This window comes from Rhodanobacter sp. DHB23 (assembly GCF_014842975.1).
Taxonomy (GTDB): Bacteria; Pseudomonadota; Gammaproteobacteria; order Xanthomonadales; family Rhodanobacteraceae; genus Rhodanobacter_A.
In genome coordinates this window covers 26,761-47,149 of record NZ_JACYXK010000028.1, presented here as the reverse complement: position 1 = coordinate 47,149, position 20,389 = coordinate 26,761, and the positions used below count along the sequence as shown (strand labels likewise).

The window sequence follows — 20,389 nt, the reverse complement described above, 5'->3', positions numbered from 1 at the left end:
CCCGCCACCACCCGCCCCCGCCATGTTCGAAGGACTGCGCTTCAACCACTGGAAAACGAGTCTCGACGAGCGCGGCATCGTCACGCTCAGTCTCGACCGCGCCGGCAGCAGCGTCAATGCGATCAGCCGCGGCGTGCTGGACGAACTGGGCCAGATCGTCGAGCGGCTGGCCATCGAGGAACCGGCCGGCGTGATCGTGCATTCCGCCAAGCCCAGCGGCTTCGCGGTGGGCGCGGACATCAAGGAATTCGTGGAGTACGCCAGGCAGGGCAGCGTGCTGGAGAACATCGAGAACGGCCAGCGCGTGTTCGAGGCGCTGGCCCGACTGCCCTGCCCCACGGTGGCCGCGATCCATGGCGCCTGCATGGGTGGCGGCACCGAACTGGCGCTGGCCTGCCGCCAGCGCATCGCCGCCGACGACGACGGGACGAAGATCGCCCTGCCCGAAGTGATGCTCGGCATCCATCCCGGCTGGGGCGGCACCGCTCGCCTGCCCCGGCTGATCGGCGCGCCCGAGGCGTTGCCGCTGATGCTCACCGGCAGGTCGCTGTCGGCGAAGCGCGCGCTGGCGCTGGGCGTGGTCGATCGCGTGGCGCCGCGCGATGAGCTGCTGGCCGAGGCGCGCGCCCTGCTGCGCCGACCGCAGACGCAGCCGTTCGCGCGACGCGCCAAGGCATGGCTCACCAACTCGTGGCCGGCGCGGCAGATCCTCGCCCCCATGGTGGTGAAGCAGACCGCCGCCAAGGTGCGCAAGGAGCATTACCCCGCACCGTTCGCGCTGATAGCGGTGTGGCAGCGTGGCGGCGGCGACATCAGGCAGCGGCTGAAACTGGAGGCGCGCTCGGTGGCGAAGCTGGCGCAGACCTCCACGGCGCAGAACCTGATACGGATCTTCTTCCTGCAGGAGCGGCTGAAGAACCAGGGCGCCGGCACCGAGCACGGCATCGCCCACGTGCACGTGGTGGGCGCCGGTGTGATGGGCGGCGACATCGCCGCATGGGCCGCGCTCAAGGGCTTCGAGGTGACGCTGCAGGATCGCGAGATGAAATTCGTGCAGCCCGCGCTGGAGCGCGCCCGCAAGCTGTACGAGAAGAAACTGAAGGCGCCGGCGAAGATCGAGGCCGCCGCGCGCCGCCTGCGCGCCGACGTGGAAGGTGCGGGCGTGGAAAGCGCCGACCTCGCGATCGAGGCAATCTACGAAAACGCCGCGGCCAAGGAGGCGCTGTACGCCGCCATCGAGCCGCAGTTCCAGGGCGATGAAATCCTCGCCAGCAATACGTCCAGCATCCCGCTGGACGAGTTGCGCAGGAATCTCAAGGCACCGCAACGCTTCCTCGGCCTGCACTTCTTCAACCCGGTGGCGCAGATGCCACTGGTGGAAGTGGTGCGCCACGACGCGCTGGATCCGGCCATCGAGAAACGCGCACTGGCCTTCTGCAAGGCCATCGGCAAGCTGCCGGTGGCGGTGAAGGGCACGCCCGGCTTCCTGGTCAACCGCATCCTGGTGCCCTACCTGCTGGAGGCGCTGCGCCTGTACAACGAAGGCGTGCCCGGCCCGGTGCTGGACAAGGAGGCGAAGAAATTCGGCATGCCGATGGGCCCCATCGAACTGGCCGACACCGTGGGCCTGGACGTGTGCGCCTCGGTGGGCAAGGAACTCTCGCCCTTCCTGGGCCTGGAACTGCCGCCCGGCCTGGAGGAAAAACTCGACGCCGGCAAGCGCGGCAAGAAGGACGGCCAGGGCCTGTACGTGTGGCAGGACGGCAAGCCGGTCAAGCCGGAGGTCGATCCCGACTACCAGCCCGCGCCCGACCTCACGGATCGCATGATCCTCGCCATGGTGAACGAGGCCGTGGCCTGCCTCGCCGACGGCGTGGTGGACGATGCCGACCTGCTCGACGCCGGCGTGATCTTCGGCACCGGCTTCGCGCCGTTCCGCGGCGGCCCGATCCAGTACGTGCGCAGCGAAGGCGCGGACAAGGTGAAGGCGAAGCTGGAACAACTGGCGCAGCGCCACGGTGCCCGCTTCATGCCCAAGGAGGGCTGGGATCATCCGGCCCTGGCGACGGGCACCGACCCCGCCTGAAGCCAGGCTCCCGTCCGATGCAAGACGCCCGGCTCATGGCCGGGCGTCTTGCGTTGGCGAGGGTCTACCAGACCAGATCGTCCGGCACGCCATCGTCGGCGGTGGCCGCATGCGGATCGACCAGCAGGGCCAGCAGGTGCCCGTCGATCGCGCGCACCTGCTCGGCGATGTCGCGCGTGACCAGCAGGTAGCGCCCCGCCTGCTGCACCACGCCCAGCTCGCCGGCGTTGAGCGCCGCCAGTTGGGTGGCATCGACGTGGATGCGGCGGATCTTGCCGCCGTACTCGAAGTTGCGCACCAGCTCGGTTTCGGCCTTGTTCAAGGCCTTGCCGTCCAGCAGTTGCTGGATCTTCTGCTTGCGCTCGCGACGCAGGCGCGCCTCTTCCTCGGCCGCCTGCTGGGCGCGCTTGCGCTCGTTCGCCTCGGTCTGAGCGCGGATCGCATAGGCCTTGGCGAGATCGATCTCCTCCTGGCTGCGGCGCGGTGCCGGTGGCTTGCCGGCATGGGCGTGCGGCTTGCCGGACGGCCTGCCCTTGCCTTCGCTGCCGCGCTTTTCATCGCGGATTTGCTTGACGAAACCAGCTTTCAACAGTTGGTCGCGCAGGGATTCACTCATGCGTGCAGTACCTTTACTTTTGCGATCATCCTTGATCGCGAAGATCAAACGGGCGGCCATCCTTGGCCGCACATTTCCAATCCTTTGCGATCATCCTTGATCGCGAAGATCAAATGGGCATCCATCCATGGCCGCACTCTTAATAATGCGGCGGTGGCGGTTCGCTGTGCGGATCGGATACCACGCCGAGGCGCGCGCTCTGCAGCTCCTGTCGCAACAGGTGCAGCAGCCGCTCCAGCTCGACGATGCGCATCGCCTGCTCGGCGTCGGCCGCGGCCAGCGCCTGCACGGTGTCGTCGATGAAGGTCAGCCGCACTTCCAGGTCGGCCAGGCGCCGTTCGATCGCGTCCATCAGCCCGCCACCCGCAAGCTGCGGCCACGGCCGATGCCGTAATACGCCAGGCCGGCCTCTTCCACCGTCGCGGGGTCGTAAAGGTTGCGGCCGTCGAAAATCGCCGGCGTCTTCAGCACGCTGCGGATGCGCGCGAAGTCCGGGCTGCGGAAAGCCTTCCATTCGGTGACGATGGCCAGCACGTCGGCACCTTGCAAGGCATCCCATGCGTGCTCGCACAGGACGAGGTCGGCGCGCTCGCCGTAGATGCGCCGGGTTTCCCCGCGTGCCTCGGGATCGAAGGCCTGCACGCGCGCGCCGGCGGACCACAGCGCCTCCATCAGCCGGCGGCTGGAAGCCTCGCGCATGTCGTCGGTGTTCGGCTTGAAGGCCAGGCCCCACAACGCGACGGTCTTGCCGCGCAGCTCACCCTCGAAATGGTGCGAGATCAGCTCGAACAGCTTGGCCTTCTGGTCGTGGTTCACCGCCTCGACCGCGCCGAGCAGGCGCGCCTCGTAACCCGCCCCGCGTGCGGTGCGCTCCAGCGCCTGCACGTCCTTGGGGAAACACGAGCCGCCGTAGCCGGCCCCCGGGTAGATGAAGTGGTAGCCGATGCGCGGGTCGGCGCCGATGCCCTGGCGCACCTGCTCCACGTCGGCGCCCACGCGCTCGGCGATGTTGGCGATCTCGTTCATGAAGCTGATCTTGGTCGCCAGCATCGCGTTGGCGGCGTACTTGGTCAGCTCGGCGGAACGCTCGTCCATCACCACGATGCGCTCGTGGTTGCGGTTGAACGGCGCGTACAGCTTGCGCAGCGCGGCCACCGCGCGCGGGCTGGAACTGCCGATCACGATGCGGTCGGGACGCAGGCAGTCCTCCACCGCATCCCCTTCCTTGAGGAATTCGGGGTTGGAGACCACGTCGAACCCGACCTCGACGCCGCGCGCGGCCAGTTCCGCCGCGATCGCCTCGCGCACGCGGTCGGCGGTACCCACCGGCACGGTGGACTTGTTCACCACCACGGCATGCCGCGCCAGTCGCTGGCCGATGGTCCTGGCCACGCCCAGCACGTACTTGAGGTCGGCGCTGCCATCCTCGTCCGGCGGCGTGCCCACCGCGATGAAGAGCACGTCGCCATGCGCGATGCCGGCCGCGGCGTCCGTGGTGAAACCGAGCTGGCCGTCGGCGTGGTTGCGCCTGACGATGGGTTCGAGGCCGGGCTCGTAGATCGGGATCTCGCCGCGCGCCAGGCGTTCGACCTTGCCCGCGTCGATATCGACGCAAACCACGTGGTTGCCCATCTCGGCAAGACAGGCACCGGTGACCAGGCCGACATAGCCGGTGCCGAAGATCGTGACTTTCATCTGTGGTGCCGATTCCCTGAAACGCGAACGCGCATTCTAGCGCGCGAAGATTGCAGCGACGGGAAAACGAAAGGGCGCGAATCGCTTCGCGCCCTTTCGCTGCAGCTACTGCGGCCGTGCTTACTGGCCGCTGTCGCCGCCACCCGGACCGCCGTTGCCGGCGGAAGCGGCAGGCGTCGCCTTGGTGCTGACCAGCGTCACGTCGAAGATCAGCGTGGCGTTCGGCGGAATCGCCGGCATCTGCCCATTCGTACCGTAGGCAAGGCTCGATGGGATGAACAACTTGTAGTGGCCGCCCACCTGCATCAGCTGCAGGCCTTCGCGGAAGCCCGGGATCACGTTGGCCAACGGGATGTCGGTCGGGCCCGGATGGGGGTGCTTGGACGAGGCGTCGAACACGGTGCCGTCGATGAGGGTGCCGGTGTAGTCGATCTTCACCGTGTCGCTCGGACCCGGGCGGGCGCCGGTGCCCTGGCTGATGACCTGGTACTGCAGGCCCGAGGCGGTGACCTTCACGCCCGGCTGGGTCTTGTTCTTGGCGAGGAAGGCGTCACCCTCGGTCTTGTTCTTGGCGGCTTCCTGCGCCATCTCGGTTTCGTACTTGGCCTTGATCTTGGCCATGAAGGCGTCGTGCACCTGCTTGGCCTCTTCCTCGCTCATGGTCGGCTTCTGGCCGGAGAGCGCGGCCTTCACCGCATTCGCCACGGTGGTCGGGTCCAGCTCGTCACGCATGATCGGCGGCACCTGGGAAGCAATCTCCCAGCCCACCACGTAGCTGGCCTTGGTCTTGTCGACCGTGCCGGTGGTGCCGCTGGCGGCCTTGGGGGCAGCCTTGGCGGTCGTCTGGGCGGCGAGCGCGCCCGCCGACAGGCCCAGCGCCGCGGTCATCGCCACCGCCGTCAGCGTGGGACGCAGAAAATGCTTCATTCGGAACTCCCTCGTGTCTATATGGATATGCCGGTACCGCCGGCCGGGCCCCTACGGCAGGGGCATGGTCGCCCATTGTGGGGTTCCCGTGCCGGGCTTGCAATCGGGTCCAGTTGCGACAGTCAAGCCACGGAAAGGTTCAGCCGTCTCCAGAGTCTGTTTACTCCCTCAGGAGGAACGCCCGTGCCCCGGAGGCTCCGGCTTGTCCAGCGTCTCCTTCAAGGCCGCCTGCAGGCGCGCGTGCAGCTTCACCAGCGTGCGCCACAGCACCACCGCCAGCACCACGCCCGCCACCAGCAGCGACAGCACCACCCCGCGCGGCGGCAGGATCGCCGAACCCAGCGCACTGACCAGCAGCGCCAGCACGAACAGCGTGGCCAGCGGAATCATCCGCGCCAGCACCTTGCGGATCGCCTGCGTGTACGCGCCGGTATGGCGCTCGCGTATGCCCAGTTCGGCCAGCAGCATGCCCAGCGCCTCGGCCTTGCGGTACACCGCGATCAGCATCGGCAACGACAGGAACAGCGCACAGGCCCAGATCAGCGCGTGGCGCAGGTCGCGCTGGATGCCGAACCGCGAAAACCAGTCCCAGCCATGCGCATTCACGTAGGCACCGATCACGAACAGGGTGACCACCAGCAGCACGTTGACCGCGATGTGCCACAGCAGGCGGCGCAGCATCGCCGCCAGCACGGCGTTCTCGTCCACCGGCTTGAGGTTTTCCAGCCAGCCGCTGTAGCTGTCCGACAACACGCGCAGCGGCCGCGGCGTGATGCGCGCCAGGCCGTTGGCCAGGCGGTCCGACGAACGATTGAGGTAAGGCGAGGCCGCCATGCACAGCACCGACACGGCCACCGCGATGGGATAGAGGAAATCGCTGGTCGCATGCAGCGACAGGCCCAGCGTGGCGATCACGAACGAGAACTCGCCGATCTGCGCCATGCCCAGCCCCGACCGCAGCGCCGTGCGCGCATCGTGCCCCAGCGCGAGGATGCCGACACTGCAGGCCAGGGTCTTGCCCACCACTACCACGCCGGCGATCAGCAGCGCCGGCAACGCGTATTGCCACAGCATGGCCGGGTCGATCTTCAGGCCGATCGCCACGAAGAACAGCGCCGCGAACATGTCGCGCAACGGCTCCACCAGGTGCAGCACGCGCCCCACGCTGCGCGCCTCGGCCACCACCGCTCCGGCGAGGAAAGCGCCCAGTGCGACGCTGAAACCCAGCTGCACGGCAAGCAGGCTGGCACCGAAGCAGACGCCGAGCACGCTCACCAGCAGGGTTTCGTCGCGACCGAAGCCGGCCACGTAGTCCACCAGCCGCGGCAACAACAGCAGGCCCAGGATCATGCCGACCACCACGAACAGGCCGAGATGGCCGATCAGCGCAAGCGCGGTACCGGCCTGCACGTTGCCGCCCATCGCCACCGCGGTGAGCAGGGTCAGCATCACGATGGCAAGCACGTCCTCCGCCACCAGCAATCCGATCACCAGCTTCGCGAACGGTTGCGCCTGCCTGCCGCCCTCTTTCAGCGTGCGCGTGGCCACCATGGTCGAGGACAGCGCGATGATCGCCCCGAGGAACAGGGCGTCGACGCCCTTCCAGCCGAACGAGCGGCCCAGGCCCGTGCCGATCCACAGCATCAGGCCGACTTCCAGCACCGCCACCACGAGCACACCGATGCCGACTCCGCGCAACTTGCGCACGCTGAACTCCAGGCCCAGCGTGAACATCAGCAGCACCACGCCAAGGTTGGAGATGTCGTCGATGGCCTGCGCGTCGGCCACCAACATGCCCGGCGTATGCGGACCGATCAGCACGCCCGCCAGGATGTAACCCAGCAGCACCGGCTGGCGCAGGCGCTGGAACAGGATCGTGGTGGCGCCGGCAACGAGCATCACCAGGGCGAGGTCGCGAATGAAGCCGATCTCGTGCATGTCGTCCTCTGCGTAACATCCGTGCCCGAAGCTTAATCGCGATGCGTTCCGCGCGGCGCGCCCCACGCCGCGTGGTGCGTGCAATCCACGCTTCGTCGTTCCCGTGAAAATTTCTTGAAAAAAAGCTTGACGGAAATGCGAACCCTGCCTATTCTTTGCGGCTTCCAGCGGCGGGGCCATAGCTCAGCTGGGAGAGCGCCTGCATGGCATGCAGGAGGTCGGCGGTTCGATCCCGCCTGGCTCCACCAACCTAAATACGTCCCCATCGTCTAGAGGCCTAGGACATCACCCTTTCACGGTGGCGACCGGGGTTCGAATCCCCGTGGGGACGCCAAGGTTGGCTCGCAACGCTGGTAAACAAAGTGGAGCGGTAGTTCAGTCGGTTAGAATGCTGGCCTGTCACGCCGGAGGTCGCGGGTTCGAGTCCCGTCCGCTCCGCCACGATCAAGCAAGAAAGCCACCCTCGGGTGGCTTTTTTGTTGGTGCGGGGAAAACGCCTGCAGGAGCGCACCCTGTGCGCGATGGCTCCGGGCTTCGATCAAGCGCCAGAGCCATCGCGCACAGGGTGCTCCTACAAATGCCCGGCGGCGTCCCGCAGCAACGTTCCCGTGGAGTGTCCCTGCTCCGCCAGGTATTCCAGCCAGCGTGCGAGAAAGCCGTTCATCTGCAGGCGATGCTGGAACACCGTATGTGCCGCCGCGAACGGGCCCAGCACCTGCCACAAATGCCGCCCTGGATGGCAGTGCAGCGCCTCGGCCACGTGCGCGTCGGTATACATGCGCAATTGCGCGGATGGCGCGCGCTGGCCGGTATGCGCATCGACGAAGCCATAGGTCAGCTCGAGCTCCAGCGTGTACGGATGGCATTCCTGCACGTGCAGGTGCACGTCGAGTCCGTCGTCCACATCGGAGACATAGCGCCCGGGCGACAGCTGTTGCGGCGCGAACAGCCGCGCCAGCCGGTGGTAGTTCTCCGCATACAGGCCCATCAGGAACTCGAAGCGTCCCGGCAACAGGCTCTGGCGGTCGTCGAGTACGGCACTCATGATGGTCGGCTTGCTCCGTTGCGGTTTCAGTACATGGTGCGCTCGATGCCGAGCTTCTCGAAGATCTTGCTCGCGATCTCCTCGATCGACACATGCGTGGTGTTGAGGAACGGGATGCCGGACTGGCGCATCAGCCGGTCCGCCTGCTCCAGCTCCCACTTGCACTGCTTGAGCGTGGCGTAGCGGCTGCCGGCACGGCGCTGCTCGCGGATCTGCGCCAGCCGTTCCGGCTCGATGGTGAGGCCGAACAGGCGGTCGCGGTACGGCCGCAGGCGCGCCGGCAGCTCCAGTTTTTCCAGATCCTCGTCCGTGAGCGGGTAATTGGCGGCGCTGACGCCGTAATGCAAGGCCATGTACAGGCAGGTCGGCGTCTTGCCCGAGCGCGACACGCCGACCAGGATCAGGTCGGCCTGGGCGTAGTCCACGTCCATGCCGTCGTCGTGCGACAACGCGTAGTTGGTGGCGTTGATGCGCGCCTCGTACTTGTCGAAATCGACCAGGCCATGCGAACGGTTCACTGCACCGGAACGCTTGGTGCCCAGCTCCGTCTCCAGCGGCCCGATGAAGGGCGCGAACACGTCCAGCATCAGCGCGCCGCTGGCGGCCACGATGTCGCACAGCGCGCGGTCCGCCATGGTGTTGACCACGATGGGCTTCTCGCCGGTCTTCGCGTAGTGCGTCTTGATGCGCAGTGCGGCCGCCTCGGCCTTGGTCGCATCATCGATGAAGGGCAAGCGGTGCTTGTCGAAGTTCACCCCCTCGAACTGCGCGAGGATGCTGTTGCCTATCGTCTCCGCCGTGATGCCGGTGGAATCGGAAATGAAGAAAACCGTGCGCTGCATGGGAAGTCCGATGTCGGTAGGCCTGCCTGGATGCACATTAGCTCAAGGCCAAAACACTGTCGCCGCTTGACCGCCACCTGAGTGGTATGCAGTTGGCGCGACGCCGGCTGGCATTGGTCTTCTTGTGCCACGCACCATCGACAGCGGACAATACCAATCCTTTGCAGCCCGCTTCGGGCCTTCGCTGCGCGTGCATTCCACTCTTTTTTGCACTTCCCCTAGGAGATTGCCTTGAACCACCTGGTGCTTTGGCTCGACCAACTGCGCATGACCGACCTTGCCAAGGTCGGCGGCAAGAACGCGTCGCTCGGCGAAATGATCGGCAACCTCGCCAAGCTCGGCGTGTCCGTGCCGGGCGGCTTCGCCACCACCGCCGACGCGTTCCAGCAGTACCTGGAAAAGAGCGGCGTGGCCAAGCGCATCGCCGAGCGCCTGGCCAGCCTCGATGTGGACGATGTCGACGCGCTCACCAAGGCGGGCAAGGAAATCCGCGAATGGGTCACCGAGACCCCGCTGCCGGCCGAACTCGACCAGGCCATCCGCGACGCCTACACCAAGCTGTGCAAGGACGCCGGTGCCGACGACATCGCCGTGGCCGTGCGCTCCTCCGCCACCGCGGAAGACCTGCCCGACGCCAGCTTCGCCGGCCAGCAGGAAACCTTCCTCAACGTGGTCGGCATCGACGACGTGTTGCACAAGGTGAAGGAAGTCTTCGCCTCGCTGTACAACGACCGCGCCATCGCCTACCGCGTGCACCAGGGCTTCGCCCACGAGAACGTGTTCCTCTCCGCCGGCGTGCAGCTGATGGTGCGCTCGGACGTGGGCGCCTCCGGCGTGCTGTTCACGCTGGACACCGAGTCGGGCTTCCGCGACGTGGTGTTCGTCACCGGCAGCTACGGCCTCGGCGAGATGGTCGTGCAGGGCGCGGTGAACCCCGACGAGTTCTATGTGTTCAAGCCCACGCTGAAGGCCGGCAAGCCCGCCGTGCTTCGCCGCAATCTCGGTGCCAAGCAGCTGCGCATGGTCTATTCGAACCAGCCCGGCGAGCGCGTGAAGACCGAGGACACCCCGGCCGAGCTGCGCAACCGCTTCTGCATCAGCGATGCCGACGTGGAATCACTGGCGAAACAGGCGCTGATCATCGAGCAGCACTACGGCCGCCCGATGGACGTCGAGTGGGCGAAGGACGGCAACACCGGCAAGCTGTACATCGTGCAGGCGCGCCCGGAAACGGTGAAGTCGCGTGCGCACGCCACCCAGCTCGAGCGCTTCCACCTCAGCGAGAAAGGCAAGGTGCTGGCCGAGGGCCGCGCGATCGGCCAGAAGATCGGCGCCGGCAAGGCGCGCGTGATCCGCTCGCTGGCCGACATGAACAAGGTGCAACCCGGCGACGTGCTGGTGGCCGACATGACCGACCCCGACTGGGAGCCGGTGATGAAGCGCGCCAGCGCCATCGTCACCAACCGCGGAGGCCGCACCTGCCACGCGGCGATCATCGCGCGCGAACTGGGCGTGCCGGCCGTAGTGGGCACGCACAACGCGCTGGACACCATCCCCGATGGCACCGACGTCACCGTGTCCTGCGCCGAGGGCGACACCGGCACGATCTACGCGGGCCAGCTGAAGTTCGAACGCGTCACCGCCGACCTCGGCGCGATGCCCGAAGCGCCGCTGAAGATCATGATGAACGTGGCCAACCCCGAGCGCGCCTTCGACTTCGGCATGCTGCCGAACGCCGGCATCGGCCTGGCCCGCCTCGAGATGATCATCGCCAGCCACATCGGCGTGCACCCCAAGGCGCTGCTGGAATACGGCAAGCAGGACGCCGAGACGAAGGCGAAGATCGACCAGCGCATCGCCGGCTACCCCGGCCCGGTCGAATTCTACGTGGACCGCCTCGCGGAAGGCATCGCCACCATCGCCGCCTCGGTGTACCCGAAGCCGGTGATCGTGCGCATGAGCGACTTCAAGTCCAACGAATACGCCAACCTGCTCGGCGGTTCGCGCTACGAGCCGCACGAGGAAAATCCGATGATCGGCTTCCGCGGCGCCAGCCGCTACGTCGATCCCAGCTTCGCCGAGGCGTTCGGGCTGGAATGCAAGGCGGTCAAGCGCGTGCGCGAAGCGATGAGCCTGGACAACGTGTGGGTGATGATCCCGTTCGTGCGCACGCTGGGCGAAGGCCGCAAGGTGGTCGAGGTGCTGGCGAAGAACGGCCTCAAACAGGGCGAGCACGACCTCAAGGTCATCATGATGTGCGAAGTGCCTTCCAATGCCCTGCTCGCCGAGGAATTCCTGGAGATCTTCGACGGCTTCTCGATCGGCTCCAACGACCTCACCCAGCTCACCCTCGGCCTGGACCGCGACTCCTCCATCGTCGCCAGCCTGTTCGACGAGCGCGACCCCGCGGTGAAGAAGCTGCTGTCCATGGCGATCAAGACGGCCCGCGCCAAGGGCAAGTACGTGGGCATCTGCGGCCAGGGCCCCAGCGACCATCCGGATCTCGCCGAGTGGCTGATGGACCAGGGCATCGAGTCCGTGTCGCTCAACCCCGACACCGTGGTCGACACCTGGCTGCGGCTGGCGAAGAAGAAGGCCGGCTGATCCGGCCGCCGCCGTGGCAAGCCGGCTCGCCCGCGCTTGTCACGGCCCCGCACACCACGTAAAATCGCCGGCTCGCGCAGACCACGCGACACTTTTCGGAGAGGTGGCAGAGTGGTCGAATGTACCTGACTCGAAATCAGGCGTACGTGTAAGCGTACCGTGGGTTCGAATCCCACCCTCTCCGCCAAGACACAAAGGCCCTGTTTTCAGGGCCTTTTCTTTTGCCTGCTTGGTCAACCGGTTGGTCAATCCAGTCGGCATGTCCGCGCTTGCCGAAGTTGGCCGCTGTGCTTGAACGAACTGACCACCAGCATGGAACCGCGTGGCCGAAAGTGGGCATGGATCACGCCAAGAAGGTGACCACCATCTAGGCAGCACCCAAAGCCTCCCTCTCCACGTGCTTGCACCTGTTCGTGGGCCAGGTTGGCTGCGCGATCGGTGGGCGCAAGGGCAAGCCCTCGTTCACGCTGCTCCCGCCTCCCCATCGCCGCACGGCGGCGGTGTTCCGGTGCTGCCCGCCTTTTCTCGCTCCGCTGACCGGGGCCCACGGCGCAATCCCGCGTCGGGGGAGAAGATCATGGGCCTCATCCAAGACCGCAATGGCCACTACCGACGCCGTGGCCCCATCACCGACCATGACGTGCTGTTCGCCGCCGAAACCCTCTTACGAGCCAAGCTCGAACGCCAGGGCAGCATCGGCAACCCGCGAGACGCCAGCGATTTCCTCCGCATGCGCCTGGGTGCATTGCTCCACGAAGAGTTCCACATCCTCTGGCTCGACAACCGCCACCAGATCCTTGATTGCCAACGGCTCTTCATTGGCACGGTGGACGGCGCCAGTGTCCATCCTCGGGAGGTCGTGCGCGCCGCGCTGATCCTCAATGCCAGTGCCGCCATCCTGGCGCACAACCACCCGAGCGGAGTGGCCGAACCCAGCCAAGCGGATCGGAGCATCACCCAGGAGCTCATCGCCGCGCTGCGGCTGATCGGCGTGCGGGTCTTGGATCACCTGGTGGTCACCGCCGGCGAAGCGGTCAGCATGGCGGCACGCGGGCTCATGTAGCCCGCGTTTCCAGACAAAGAAAAGGCCGCTTCCATCGGAAGCGGCCCTCAGGTTCGCGGTGCATCGGCGAGCGCGCCTGACTTTCCGTGTCACCCCAGCCTTGCAATATCCATGCGTCTTGATGCGCGGTCAGCGCTGGTAATGCCGGTTGGCATGGCCCCAGTTGACGACGCACTGCTGGTCACAGACCCGCAACGCACCTGGGCGCGTGAACGACCACATGGTTTCGATCCGGTCGTGCGGTTCGACGCGATCCGACACCCGCTTCTCCACGCGGCATTCTTGCGTGCGGGCTTCGACGTTCGTGTATTCGACCAAGACTTCGTCTTCCGCCAAGTCGAAGTGCTTGTGCAGCAGATGAACCCCGAACTTGCCTAAGGCTCCGTGGCGGATGAGAACGTCGCGGATGGCATCGAGCACGGCGTGATCCTCGGCGACCAACCGCGGCACGTCGGTGATGTCGGGCAACGCGGCCCACTGCATGGGAGAAAGCTGGATCGTGTCAGACATGATGAACTCCTCTCTGGCCCTTGGGCCTTGGACGAAATGGGCATGCCATCGGCGTGCCGGTTTGCTTCTTTACTTCTGGGTTTGTTCCAGCACGACCTGGCCTTGCGGGTCGAGCACTTGCACCTTCGTAATCTGAACCAGCAGGGCCTGCGTGATGCCTTTGACCTTGGTGGCCCCTTGGACATAGGCCCAGACCTTCACCTGCGGGATCCATCCCGCCGAAAGCCTGGCCTGGATGGCTCTGGCCTGGGTTTCGTCCGGCACGCGCAGCCACTCGAACGCCGCCGTGTTCGTGGGAGCAACATCGATGAGGCTGACCCCGGCGATTTGCCCGTGCGTCACCATGGCGGGCGGGTTCATCAGGGCCGAAGCGAAACCAAACGCGTGGTGGTCGAAGTTGTATGGGGCCAGGCGTCCGCTGTGGTCTACCCACACGATGTAGCGGTGATCCTTGGCCGTCGCCATCTCTGCATGGAGTTGCGGAAGGAGCTGGGCCACTTTGTCTTTCTTCTCAAAGGGATCGGCCCCCATGAGCGAGGGGTCAATGGCCCAGAGCATCATGTCGGAGGGTTTGTCCCCGGAAAGCGCGTCATACATCACCCAGACCTGACGGGCCTGGGTGACCGGGACGTAAGCGCTGTCCGGCGTGCTCAGATCTGCGGTCGGCAGATTCGAGGCGGCACCGGGGACGGCGGACACGCCGCCGGGAGACTTCGAGCAGGCGGCAAGAACAACGGCCAAGAACAAGGCAAAGGTGCGCTTCATGGGATCCCTCCCTCACTGGTTTGACTGGATGTTTTCAGCCCGCAGGTATTTCCCGTTGCGGTCGAAATACAAATAGCTGTCCTTGTCGCTCGTGTTCGCTTTGACCGGGGCAAAGGGCACGTAATCGCCCACGGACGACTTGCTGACGATGACCTGATAGTGGAGGCGCGTGGTGCCGTCGCTTTCGGTTTCCCGTTCTTGCGGCTGCCCCAAGGCGGCGATGACCTGGTCCATGGTCGTTTGATGCGGGACGAACCCTTGGACTGCACTTTGGTTGAAGTCTTTGCCGATGGTGGTGGCGCAGCCAGCCAGTCCAAGCAGCAATCCCAGCATCATGGTTCCTTTCAACATGCCTTTCATTTTTGGGTTCCCTGTCCGCGAAGTTGATGGTTGACCCGGCATGTCAGATTTCTCGACAAGCCGGGTGCCCGCGACTCAAATGAATACACAAAGATGATGTATTACATTGATGGTCGCATGGTGAAGTGAAGTTAAGCAACCGAACTTGGCATTGGCATCCACAAAAGTGATGATGCAAGCCGGAGCGCGGCCCCCGAGCATCGTGGGGTGACCTCGGGAGGCAAGGGGAAGAAGGTGTCGTCGAAGGATGTTTTGATCGCAGATCTTTACGAAAGCGTGCTTCGCCCGGATCAGATCCCGGACGTGCTGGATCGCATCAACCAGCAACTGGATTGCGACGGGCTTCACCTGGTCGGCAAGGACGAAGAGGCCGGGTCCGTGTTTGCCAGCGTTGCCGTGGGTTCCCAGATTTCCGGTGCAGAACGGGACTACCTGGCGCACTACTTCCGCATTGATCCCCGGCTGGCCATCGGCTTGGCCAGCCCCACCGGGGTGGTCGTGGCATGCCATGACTTCCTCGATGACCGATTTGTCAGCGGATCCGAGTTCTATCAGGACTTCCTCATCCCGCATGGACCTCGTTACGTCATCGGCGGCAACGTTTACCGAAGGGGTGGCAAGAACATCCACGTGGCCATCAATCATCTGATCGGTCGCCCTCAGTTCTCAGACGAGAAGCGGGCCGCCGTTTCAGGGTTCATGTATCACCTGTCCCGATGGGCCAGCCAGTTGTTCATGGCCGACGAGGTTCGCGGGGCCGCCGCGGCCGGCTTCTTTGCTTTGGAGACCCTGGGCCAGGGCATCCTGATCTTGGATGATCGGCAACACGTGCTTTTTGCCAATCAGGCCGTGAACCAGTTGTTGGGGGACGTGCTCACTGCCCAGGGCTTCCGGCGCTCGTGGGGTTACGGAGCCACGCTGCGGGACTTGTTCAAACAGGTCACAGCCGACCGTCAGGCCCGTTCCACGACCGTGGTGCACACGGTGGGTGGGCGCGCGGTCTCGCTCCTGTTCTCGTTGCTTCCCTTGCCGCGGGAGCAAGGGATCGGATTCACGATGCCCAAGGGATTGGAAGCGGCCACCCGAGCCAAGGCGGGCGGCACTGGACAGGAGGAAGCGATGCTTCCGGGCGGGAATGCTTCCGTGCTGGTGCTGGTTCGGGCCCAGATGGACGCCCAGGCCACCGGCAGCCGCCTGTATCAACAAGCCTTCGGCCTCACGGCCGCCGAGGCCCGGTTGGCGGATGCGCTGGCGCAGGGTCACAGCCCCCAGGCCTACGCCGAGCGGGCGCGGGTCAGCATCGCCACCGTTCGCACCCAGATCCGGGCGCTGTTGGCCAAGACCGGAGCCGTCAATCTGCGCGCCCTGGTGGTGCTGCTGGCCAGCCTGCCCAAAGCCAGTCGTTGAGGCTTTGCCCATCATCGCTTTCATCTAAACTTCATGTAACTGCGTATCGTAAGTTGGCGTATATGGTTGATCCCCGACAAGTTTGGGGACGACCATGGCGCTTGCGCGAAAATCTGCCAAGCAGTTGGGGATCAAGTCGGTCTACCGTGCCGAGAACCCCATATTCCTGGCCACACTCCGTGCCTTCCGGGAAAGGGCCAATCTGACCCAGGACGAACTGGCGGCCTTGTTGCAGCGTCCCCAATCATTCATCACCTCGGCAGAACGAGGCACCGTTCGGCTGGATGGTTTGCAGATCCACGACTGGATCCATGCGTGTGGCGGTGACCTGGTGCGCTGGGCCAAGGAAATCGAGCAGGCCTTGGGGACACCGGCGAAGGGTCGAACCAAGCCCCAGAAATAGGCGTAACGTCCCAAAGCATCCCGTGCGGCACTCACCGTGTGATTTGGGCCGCCGAGGGGGCGTTGAATGGCAGTTTGACGGCACTGCCCTGCACTTTGTCGGGGTTAGCCTGGCCTCTCATCCACCACAGAGAGGCACTCCATATGTCCATCATCCATCGCCCCACCGATAACCTGCCCCACAAGCACCGTGGGAGGTTGCTGGGCAAGATCGAACAAGAGTTGTCCTGGGGTTTGTCGGCCATCTTTGGCTGGCTTGCTCTGGAAGTGGGCACCCTGATCTTTCCGCATCCCAACGCGCCGGGTGCGTCTCATGCGCTGATCCTGATGCTGGTGCTCGCCTATATCCATCGCGTGTTCAAGAAGCGAAGCTGATGCTCCTGGTTGCCTGAGACTTGGCAGCCAGACCGCTCCCTGATACCGTTCGCGCCCTTGGTCAACTTCGAGGGTCAACCCGGCCGGAGGCGCCAAGCAAGGCTGGGACTGGCTTGGCGGCGCGGGGAAGCCCCCTCCGCCAATGAAATCAAAGGGTTACGCCGAAAAGCGTAGCCTTTTTTTCTTGCCTAGCGCCAGACCGGTTTTTCGCTGTGTACGACTGGCGTACGAATTTCGTGCGGCATCGTAGGCGACACGGTGGCGGTGGACGCCAGCGAGAACGCCGCGCTGCAACCGGCCAGCGATCCGACCAGCGGTGCGCAGCAGTTGGCGAGCATGTTCTCCACGAACAGCACGACGCTGCTGGCTACTCGATGGTTGGGTTTTGAACTGATCCGCGACAGCGGCCTTGCCGTGCCGTCCGGCGCAGCCTGGTGAGGTGCGCCATGAGCCGAGAAAAACTGAAGCACCTACGTCCTTCGAGAACATCATTGCCAGTGTGCCCAAGGAGATGCATGGACGGCCGCTGTCGCAGGCGTGCTGCTGGCGCTGGTGTTCCAGATGGCCCATGTGGTGGAAGCGGCTTCCTTCCCGGTCCCGCATGAAGGGAAGCCTCCGGATCGACAAGCCGTGGGCGATTCATCAGCTGGAAACCACCGTGGATTTTGCGCGAGGCAATCGTGTGCTCACCTGGTTGATCGGCGGCCTGAATTTTCAGGTCGAGCACCACCTGTTTCCGCACATCTCGCATGTGCACTATCCGGCTGTCTCGCGCGTGGTGAAAGATGCATGCCACGAGTTCGGTGTTGCCTATCTTGAGCATCGCACGTTTGCCGCAGGCATCGCCTCGCACTATCGTTGGTTGAGGCAACTTGGCAAACCCATCCTTGCTGCACCGGTGGCAGCAGGCATATGCGGTTGAAGGGCCGGCCCGAGCCCGGGTCATCCATCCCGTCCAAAGCCGCATCCAGCAAACCTGGGGATTCGTCTGTTCCGGCCTGACAATGGCGTTGCTCGCGCGCCCGATCTTTCGATCCGGACCGGGGTCGCTTCCTAGCTGGATCGGACCCACGTCGATTCGATGTCGTCCTTCACCACATCGTCGATTTCGCTGACGGGAATGTCATGGACTCCATTGATGCGTCCGTGCCGCATGCCGAAGAAGACGCCACTGCGCCGGTACGTGGCGGTCCAGATCACCCGGTCCGGATCGGCATTTTCATAGTCGCCTTCGTACGTGAAGCCGTTCGTTGTCTTGCCGGATACGTTTGCCATGACAGAGGCACCTTTGAGGGAGGTTCCAGCATGCCGCCTTGCTGGACAGGAAGCGGATGCATCGGCTGCGGAGGGAACGTGCCAGGCGACGTCGATGTGACGAAACGAATTCCGAACCGGCGCGAAGAGCCCCGTATGAGGAAGCTTCCCATCGGTCGAGAGGCCATCGCCGGATGCCATGGGTGCCGTCCGGCATCCGTTGACTCATGGCGGTTCCGAAGATTCCGCGCGAACGAAGCGGCAGTACGGGCCGTTCATGACGAACCGGCGGCATACCTGGGGGCGGCTCTCGTAGATTCCGCAACGCATGTGCATGCCGTCGACCGCCACGCACCAGCCCGCGTCATCACGCGCCATGACGTGGAGCCCATTGTCCAGGCGGGTGGTCAGGTGAACCGGGATCTTTTCCTCGGGCTGGAGGACAACCATCAGGCGGCAGCACAACGCTTCGCACCTCGAGCAATGGGCCTTTCCCGCAGCATGGCTGCTTGACGGCTTCAAGCTGAGGCACATCGTTTTGCACGGATGTAATGCAGCAGGCGGCCCCGGTACGGAGGGGCGTCCTGGTCATCCATGGGGCAGCGTTTTTCAGTCAGGTCGAATCCCTGGTCGGCCAACAGGCTACTGAACTGCGCGCGATGACCACGACCGGGATCGGTGACCATCACTTCAGCAACCGGGGAAGCATGTCGCTCGATCACGCCAGCGAGCAGAAGGGGTTGATCGCGCTCATAAAGCACGTCGCTGGCGATAATCAACTCGAAATGTCCGAGCGCGGGCTGGGGTACATGCCAGCGCAGGCGGTGGTAATGGACGGCTGGCAGGGCGTTGAGTTCGGCGTTGTAGGCCAGGAAAGCTCCGGCCAGGGGATGCATGTCTGAAGCGGTGACATCGGCGCCCCGGCGCTGCAGGACGAGGCTGGCCAATCCAATGCCGCACCCAAGCTCGAGGATACGCTTGTTGGCGATCCTGTAGCGGTGCATGGCCTGCGCAAGCAGCCGTCCAGATGGCCACACCTGGCCAAACTGGCTCCATTGCGCAGAAGAAATGCCCAGCCGTGCTCCATGGCCATCGGGATCGGAGAACTGCTGCTTGTCGCTGAGCACGCGCAGGCGATAGCTGTGCCCGCCGATGAGCACTTTTTCGTTGCGGGTGGAATAACCTGCCATGTGCGCTCCCGGAAGCACCACCCCGTGAGCAGGATGGGTCACGCATGGATGGGGGAGCGAGGCGGGCGGCCGCGGAGGCGACCGTGCGTAGCGCACGAAATGAGGGAGATGCTTGCCGTTCGATAGTACATCATCGCAGTCGAACGAGGATGAATCGTCGCAGGCGACAACCACAGCGCCCGTACAACTCGCCATAGTGGGCCGATGCCTCATGGAATCTCGACGCGGGCGACATTCCACGCGGCGTCATCCCCGGAGGACGCCGTCATGCACGAAGGCCGCCTTGTTCTCGCGCAGCTCATGCAACACCTGCCGCTGCACGCGTTTCGGTGGGCTGTCGCCGAGTTCCATGGCAACCGCTACGTGAAGCGATTCACCTGCCTCGACCAGTTCCTGTGCATGGCCTTCGCCCGGCTCGCCGACGCGAGAGCCTGCGCGGCATCGCGATCAGCCTGCGTGCCCATCAAGCCAAGCTTCTATCACCTGGGTATCCGCGGACACATTGCACGCAGCACCTTGGCCGACGCCAACGAGCAGCGCGACTGGCGCATCTATGCCGGGTTCGCACAGCGATCTGCCGGCGACACAGGATGGTTGACTCGCACATAATCGGTTGCATAGCCGAGTACGTTTCCGGCGCGTATGACCCGTGTGGAAAATGCTTGCGCGATCTCGATCGAATTGGCGCGAATGGTCATGCCCCGCCTCATATTGCTGGCCACGTAGCACACCGCCAGCAACATGAGGCCGGCCACGGGGAAGATCGACCAGTCAAGCGCTGATCCCTGCCTGCTTGACCCCAGGAGCATGGCCGTGAGCAGAGCGATCAGGGTGAGCATGGCTATCATCGCAAGCACCGGAATCGCCACACGTCGCAGGAAACCTTCCCGGTATGTCTGCGGTAATCCATAGTGTGCCGCCAGATAATTCGCGCAGGCGCCCTCGCCTGCGGCAGGTTCACCTGGCTCGGACGGAGAGTTCCGTGCATTGCCCGGGAGTGATCGGGCGAACCCGGTGATGTTTTCGAGTACGCCTTGCCACATGCCGGGCATTCCCAATCAGGCGCTTGATCAGTCGATTTCCGTTGATAAGCACAAGCCTGACAGATGGTCTCCACGTTCACTCCGTGTGTGGTTCGATCCGGCCAAAAAGCGATTTCGCCCATCAATGCAAACAATCCGCTTCCGGGCGGAAGCGGACCTTGCCCAGGGAACCTAGCATTGCGGATCAGCGAAAGGGCCGGCACTCTCCGCCCTGGCAACATGCTCCCGGCGGCCGACAAGCGATCATCCTGACACCCACTTTGCACC

At 64.7% G+C, this 20,389-nt stretch carries 22 protein-coding genes and 4 tRNA genes; 13 read left to right on the top strand and 13 right to left on the bottom strand.

What is annotated here, in order from left to right; translation table 11 throughout:
• The first annotated feature begins 22 nt into the window (after positions 1-22).
• Positions 23-2,086, top strand: coding sequence for a 3-hydroxyacyl-CoA dehydrogenase NAD-binding domain-containing protein (locus IHE47_RS12045; protein ID WP_192106138.1), 2,064 nt, complete (start codon positions 23-25; stop codon positions 2,084-2,086).
• A gap of 64 nt (positions 2,087-2,150) precedes the next feature.
• Here IHE47_RS12045 and IHE47_RS12040 read toward each other — a convergent pair whose 3' ends face one another.
• The 5 genes from IHE47_RS12040 to IHE47_RS12020 form a co-directional block, all read right to left on the bottom strand.
• Complete coding sequence (locus IHE47_RS12040) at positions 2,151-2,702, bottom strand: DUF2058 family protein (RefSeq protein ID WP_192106137.1); 552 nt, start codon at positions 2,700-2,702, stop codon at positions 2,151-2,153.
• Between the two features lie 139 nt (positions 2,703-2,841).
• Positions 2,842-3,054, bottom strand: a complete 213-nt coding sequence (locus IHE47_RS12035) for a SlyX family protein (RefSeq protein ID WP_192106136.1) — start codon at positions 3,052-3,054, stop codon at positions 2,842-2,844.
• Entirely contained in the window at positions 3,054-4,397 is a 1,344-nt protein-coding gene (locus tag IHE47_RS12030) for a UDP-glucose/GDP-mannose dehydrogenase family protein (protein WP_192106135.1), read from the bottom strand. Before IHE47_RS12030 ends, IHE47_RS12035 begins: the two co-directional genes overlap by 1 nt.
• A 120-nt stretch (positions 4,398-4,517) precedes the next feature.
• Complete coding sequence (locus IHE47_RS12025) at positions 4,518-5,324, bottom strand: FKBP-type peptidyl-prolyl cis-trans isomerase (protein ID WP_192106134.1); 807 nt, start codon at positions 5,322-5,324, stop codon at positions 4,518-4,520.
• Positions 5,325-5,492: 168 nt separating this feature from the next.
• Positions 5,493-7,262 (bottom strand): cation:proton antiporter, encoded by a 1,770-nt coding sequence (locus IHE47_RS12020; RefSeq protein ID WP_192106133.1) that lies wholly within the window; start codon positions 7,260-7,262, stop codon positions 5,493-5,495.
• Between the two features lie 172 nt (positions 7,263-7,434).
• Here IHE47_RS12020 and IHE47_RS12015 point away from each other — a divergent pair.
• The 3 genes from IHE47_RS12015 (at position 7,435) to IHE47_RS12005 (ending at position 7,703) form a co-directional block, all read left to right on the top strand.
• Positions 7,435-7,510 (top strand) — tRNA-Ala (locus tag IHE47_RS12015).
• 10 nt (positions 7,511-7,520) lie between these two features.
• Positions 7,521-7,596 (top strand) — tRNA-Glu (locus IHE47_RS12010).
• A 30-nt stretch (positions 7,597-7,626) separates the two neighbouring features.
• Positions 7,627-7,703: transfer RNA gene (locus tag IHE47_RS12005), tRNA-Asp, on the top strand.
• Between the two features lie 130 nt (positions 7,704-7,833).
• On the opposite strand, the gene IHE47_RS12000 is transcribed toward IHE47_RS12005, so the two are convergent.
• Both IHE47_RS12000 and IHE47_RS11995 read right to left on the bottom strand, forming a co-directional pair.
• On the bottom strand, positions 7,834-8,307 hold the full coding sequence (locus IHE47_RS12000) for a DUF1249 domain-containing protein (RefSeq protein ID WP_192106132.1): 474 nt from the start codon (positions 8,305-8,307) through the stop codon (positions 7,834-7,836).
• Between the two features lie 26 nt (positions 8,308-8,333).
• Positions 8,334-9,149, bottom strand: coding sequence for a pyruvate, water dikinase regulatory protein (locus IHE47_RS11995; RefSeq protein ID WP_192106131.1), 816 nt, complete (start codon positions 9,147-9,149; stop codon positions 8,334-8,336).
• A gap of 231 nt (positions 9,150-9,380) precedes the next feature.
• Here IHE47_RS11995 and ppsA point away from each other — a divergent pair, with 231 nt between their 5' ends.
• From ppsA to radC, 3 genes are all read left to right on the top strand, one after another.
• On the top strand, positions 9,381-11,753 hold the full coding sequence (gene ppsA, locus IHE47_RS11990) for a phosphoenolpyruvate synthase (RefSeq protein WP_192106130.1): 2,373 nt from the start codon (positions 9,381-9,383) through the stop codon (positions 11,751-11,753).
• Between the two features lie 97 nt (positions 11,754-11,850).
• A tRNA-Ser gene (locus IHE47_RS11985) sits at positions 11,851-11,940 on the top strand.
• A gap of 390 nt (positions 11,941-12,330) precedes the next feature.
• On the top strand, positions 12,331-12,816 hold the full coding sequence (radC, locus tag IHE47_RS11980) for a DNA repair protein RadC (RefSeq protein ID WP_192106129.1): 486 nt from the start codon (positions 12,331-12,333) through the stop codon (positions 12,814-12,816).
• Positions 12,817-12,945: 129 nt separating this feature from the next.
• Here the strand turns inward: radC and IHE47_RS11975 are convergent, their stop codons facing one another.
• From IHE47_RS11975 to IHE47_RS11965, 3 genes are all read right to left on the bottom strand, one after another.
• The gene (locus IHE47_RS11975; protein ID WP_192106128.1) at positions 12,946-13,326 is read right to left on the bottom strand and encodes a hypothetical protein; all 381 of its coding nucleotides are present in this window, start codon (positions 13,324-13,326) and stop codon (positions 12,946-12,948) included.
• Between the two features lie 69 nt (positions 13,327-13,395).
• Positions 13,396-14,091, bottom strand: coding sequence for a hypothetical protein (locus tag IHE47_RS11970; protein WP_192106127.1), 696 nt, complete (start codon positions 14,089-14,091; stop codon positions 13,396-13,398).
• A gap of 12 nt (positions 14,092-14,103) precedes the next feature.
• Positions 14,104-14,451 carry a hypothetical protein gene (locus IHE47_RS11965; RefSeq protein WP_192106126.1) on the bottom strand — a complete coding sequence of 116 codons (348 nt, stop codon included), beginning with the start codon at positions 14,449-14,451 and terminating at the stop codon, positions 14,104-14,106.
• A gap of 234 nt (positions 14,452-14,685) precedes the next feature.
• Here IHE47_RS11965 and IHE47_RS11960 point away from each other — a divergent pair, with 234 nt between their 5' ends.
• From IHE47_RS11960 to IHE47_RS11940, 5 genes are all read left to right on the top strand, one after another.
• Complete coding sequence (locus IHE47_RS11960) at positions 14,686-15,858, top strand: helix-turn-helix transcriptional regulator (protein WP_192106125.1); 1,173 nt, start codon at positions 14,686-14,688, stop codon at positions 15,856-15,858.
• A 94-nt stretch (positions 15,859-15,952) separates the two neighbouring features.
• Positions 15,953-16,261, top strand: coding sequence for a helix-turn-helix transcriptional regulator (locus IHE47_RS11955; protein WP_192106124.1), 309 nt, complete (start codon positions 15,953-15,955; stop codon positions 16,259-16,261).
• A 143-nt stretch (positions 16,262-16,404) separates the two neighbouring features.
• Positions 16,405-16,635 carry a hypothetical protein gene (locus IHE47_RS11950; protein WP_192106123.1) on the top strand — a complete coding sequence of 77 codons (231 nt, stop codon included), beginning with the start codon at positions 16,405-16,407 and terminating at the stop codon, positions 16,633-16,635.
• A 258-nt stretch (positions 16,636-16,893) separates the two neighbouring features.
• Positions 16,894-17,073: a hypothetical protein gene (locus IHE47_RS11945; RefSeq protein ID WP_192106122.1), complete on the top strand. Its 180-nt coding sequence runs from the start codon at positions 16,894-16,896 to the stop codon at positions 17,071-17,073.
• Positions 17,074-17,236: 163 nt separating this feature from the next.
• On the top strand, positions 17,237-17,557 hold the full coding sequence (locus IHE47_RS11940; RefSeq protein WP_225561843.1) for a fatty acid desaturase: 321 nt from the start codon (positions 17,237-17,239) through the stop codon (positions 17,555-17,557).
• A 131-nt stretch (positions 17,558-17,688) separates the two neighbouring features.
• On the opposite strand, the gene IHE47_RS17765 is transcribed toward IHE47_RS11940, so the two are convergent.
• Genes IHE47_RS17765 through IHE47_RS11925 form a run of 3 tightly spaced genes read right to left on the bottom strand, consistent with a single transcriptional unit; the run spans position 17,689 to position 19,079 of the window.
• The gene (locus tag IHE47_RS17765; RefSeq protein WP_225561841.1) at positions 17,689-18,090 is read right to left on the bottom strand and encodes a hypothetical protein; all 402 of its coding nucleotides are present in this window, start codon (positions 18,088-18,090) and stop codon (positions 17,689-17,691) included.
• A gap of 24 nt (positions 18,091-18,114) precedes the next feature.
• On the bottom strand, positions 18,115-18,423 hold the full coding sequence (locus IHE47_RS11930; RefSeq protein ID WP_192106121.1) for a YkgJ family cysteine cluster protein: 309 nt from the start codon (positions 18,421-18,423) through the stop codon (positions 18,115-18,117).
• Positions 18,408-19,079: a methyltransferase domain-containing protein gene (locus IHE47_RS11925; RefSeq protein WP_192106120.1), complete on the bottom strand. Its 672-nt coding sequence runs from the start codon at positions 19,077-19,079 to the stop codon at positions 18,408-18,410. The genes IHE47_RS11930 and IHE47_RS11925 overlap by 16 nt, the downstream gene beginning before the upstream one ends.
• Positions 19,080-19,346: 267 nt before the next feature.
• Here IHE47_RS11925 and IHE47_RS11920 point away from each other — a divergent pair, with 267 nt between their 5' ends.
• Positions 19,347-19,688, top strand: coding sequence for a DUF4372 domain-containing protein (locus IHE47_RS11920; RefSeq protein WP_192106119.1), 342 nt, complete (start codon positions 19,347-19,349; stop codon positions 19,686-19,688).
• Positions 19,689-20,389: the final 701 nt, after the last annotated feature.

Excerpts from the sequence above, each read along its gene's own strand:
- IHE47_RS11950 (WP_192106123.1), top strand. The coding sequence starts at position 16,405 with ATGTCCATCATCCATCGCCCCACCGATAACCTGCCCCACAAGCACCGT.
- IHE47_RS12000 (WP_192106132.1), bottom strand. The coding sequence starts at position 8,307 with ATGAGTGCCGTACTCGACGACCGCCAGAGCCTGTTGCCGGGACGCTTC.
- IHE47_RS12020 (WP_192106133.1), bottom strand. The coding sequence starts at position 7,262 with ATGCACGAGATCGGCTTCATTCGCGACCTCGCCCTGGTGATGCTCGTT.
- IHE47_RS12035 (WP_192106136.1), bottom strand. The coding sequence starts at position 3,054 with ATGGACGCGATCGAACGGCGCCTGGCCGACCTGGAAGTGCGGCTGACC.
- IHE47_RS12040 (WP_192106137.1), bottom strand. The coding sequence starts at position 2,702 with ATGAGTGAATCCCTGCGCGACCAACTGTTGAAAGCTGGTTTCGTCAAG.
- IHE47_RS11925 (WP_192106120.1), bottom strand. The coding sequence starts at position 19,079 with ATGGCAGGTTATTCCACCCGCAACGAAAAAGTGCTCATCGGCGGGCAC.
- IHE47_RS11965 (WP_192106126.1), bottom strand. The coding sequence starts at position 14,451 with ATGAAAGGCATGTTGAAAGGAACCATGATGCTGGGATTGCTGCTTGGA.
- IHE47_RS17765 (WP_225561841.1), bottom strand. The coding sequence starts at position 18,090 with ATGGCATCCGGCGATGGCCTCTCGACCGATGGGAAGCTTCCTCATACG.
- IHE47_RS11930 (WP_192106121.1), bottom strand. The coding sequence starts at position 18,423 with ATGTGCCTCAGCTTGAAGCCGTCAAGCAGCCATGCTGCGGGAAAGGCC.
- IHE47_RS11975 (WP_192106128.1), bottom strand. The coding sequence starts at position 13,326 with ATGTCTGACACGATCCAGCTTTCTCCCATGCAGTGGGCCGCGTTGCCC.
- IHE47_RS11955 (WP_192106124.1), top strand. The coding sequence starts at position 15,953 with ATGGCGCTTGCGCGAAAATCTGCCAAGCAGTTGGGGATCAAGTCGGTC.
- IHE47_RS12030 (WP_192106135.1), bottom strand. The coding sequence starts at position 4,397 with ATGAAAGTCACGATCTTCGGCACCGGCTATGTCGGCCTGGTCACCGGT.
- IHE47_RS12025 (WP_192106134.1), bottom strand. The coding sequence starts at position 5,324 with ATGAAGCATTTTCTGCGTCCCACGCTGACGGCGGTGGCGATGACCGCG.
- IHE47_RS11970 (WP_192106127.1), bottom strand. The coding sequence starts at position 14,091 with ATGAAGCGCACCTTTGCCTTGTTCTTGGCCGTTGTTCTTGCCGCCTGC.
- IHE47_RS12045 (WP_192106138.1), top strand. The coding sequence starts at position 23 with ATGTTCGAAGGACTGCGCTTCAACCACTGGAAAACGAGTCTCGACGAG.
- IHE47_RS11920 (WP_192106119.1), top strand. The coding sequence starts at position 19,347 with ATGCACGAAGGCCGCCTTGTTCTCGCGCAGCTCATGCAACACCTGCCG.
- IHE47_RS11995 (WP_192106131.1), bottom strand. The coding sequence starts at position 9,149 with ATGCAGCGCACGGTTTTCTTCATTTCCGATTCCACCGGCATCACGGCG.
- radC (WP_192106129.1), top strand. The coding sequence starts at position 12,331 with ATGGGCCTCATCCAAGACCGCAATGGCCACTACCGACGCCGTGGCCCC.
- IHE47_RS11940 (WP_225561843.1), top strand. The coding sequence starts at position 17,237 with ATGAAGGGAAGCCTCCGGATCGACAAGCCGTGGGCGATTCATCAGCTG.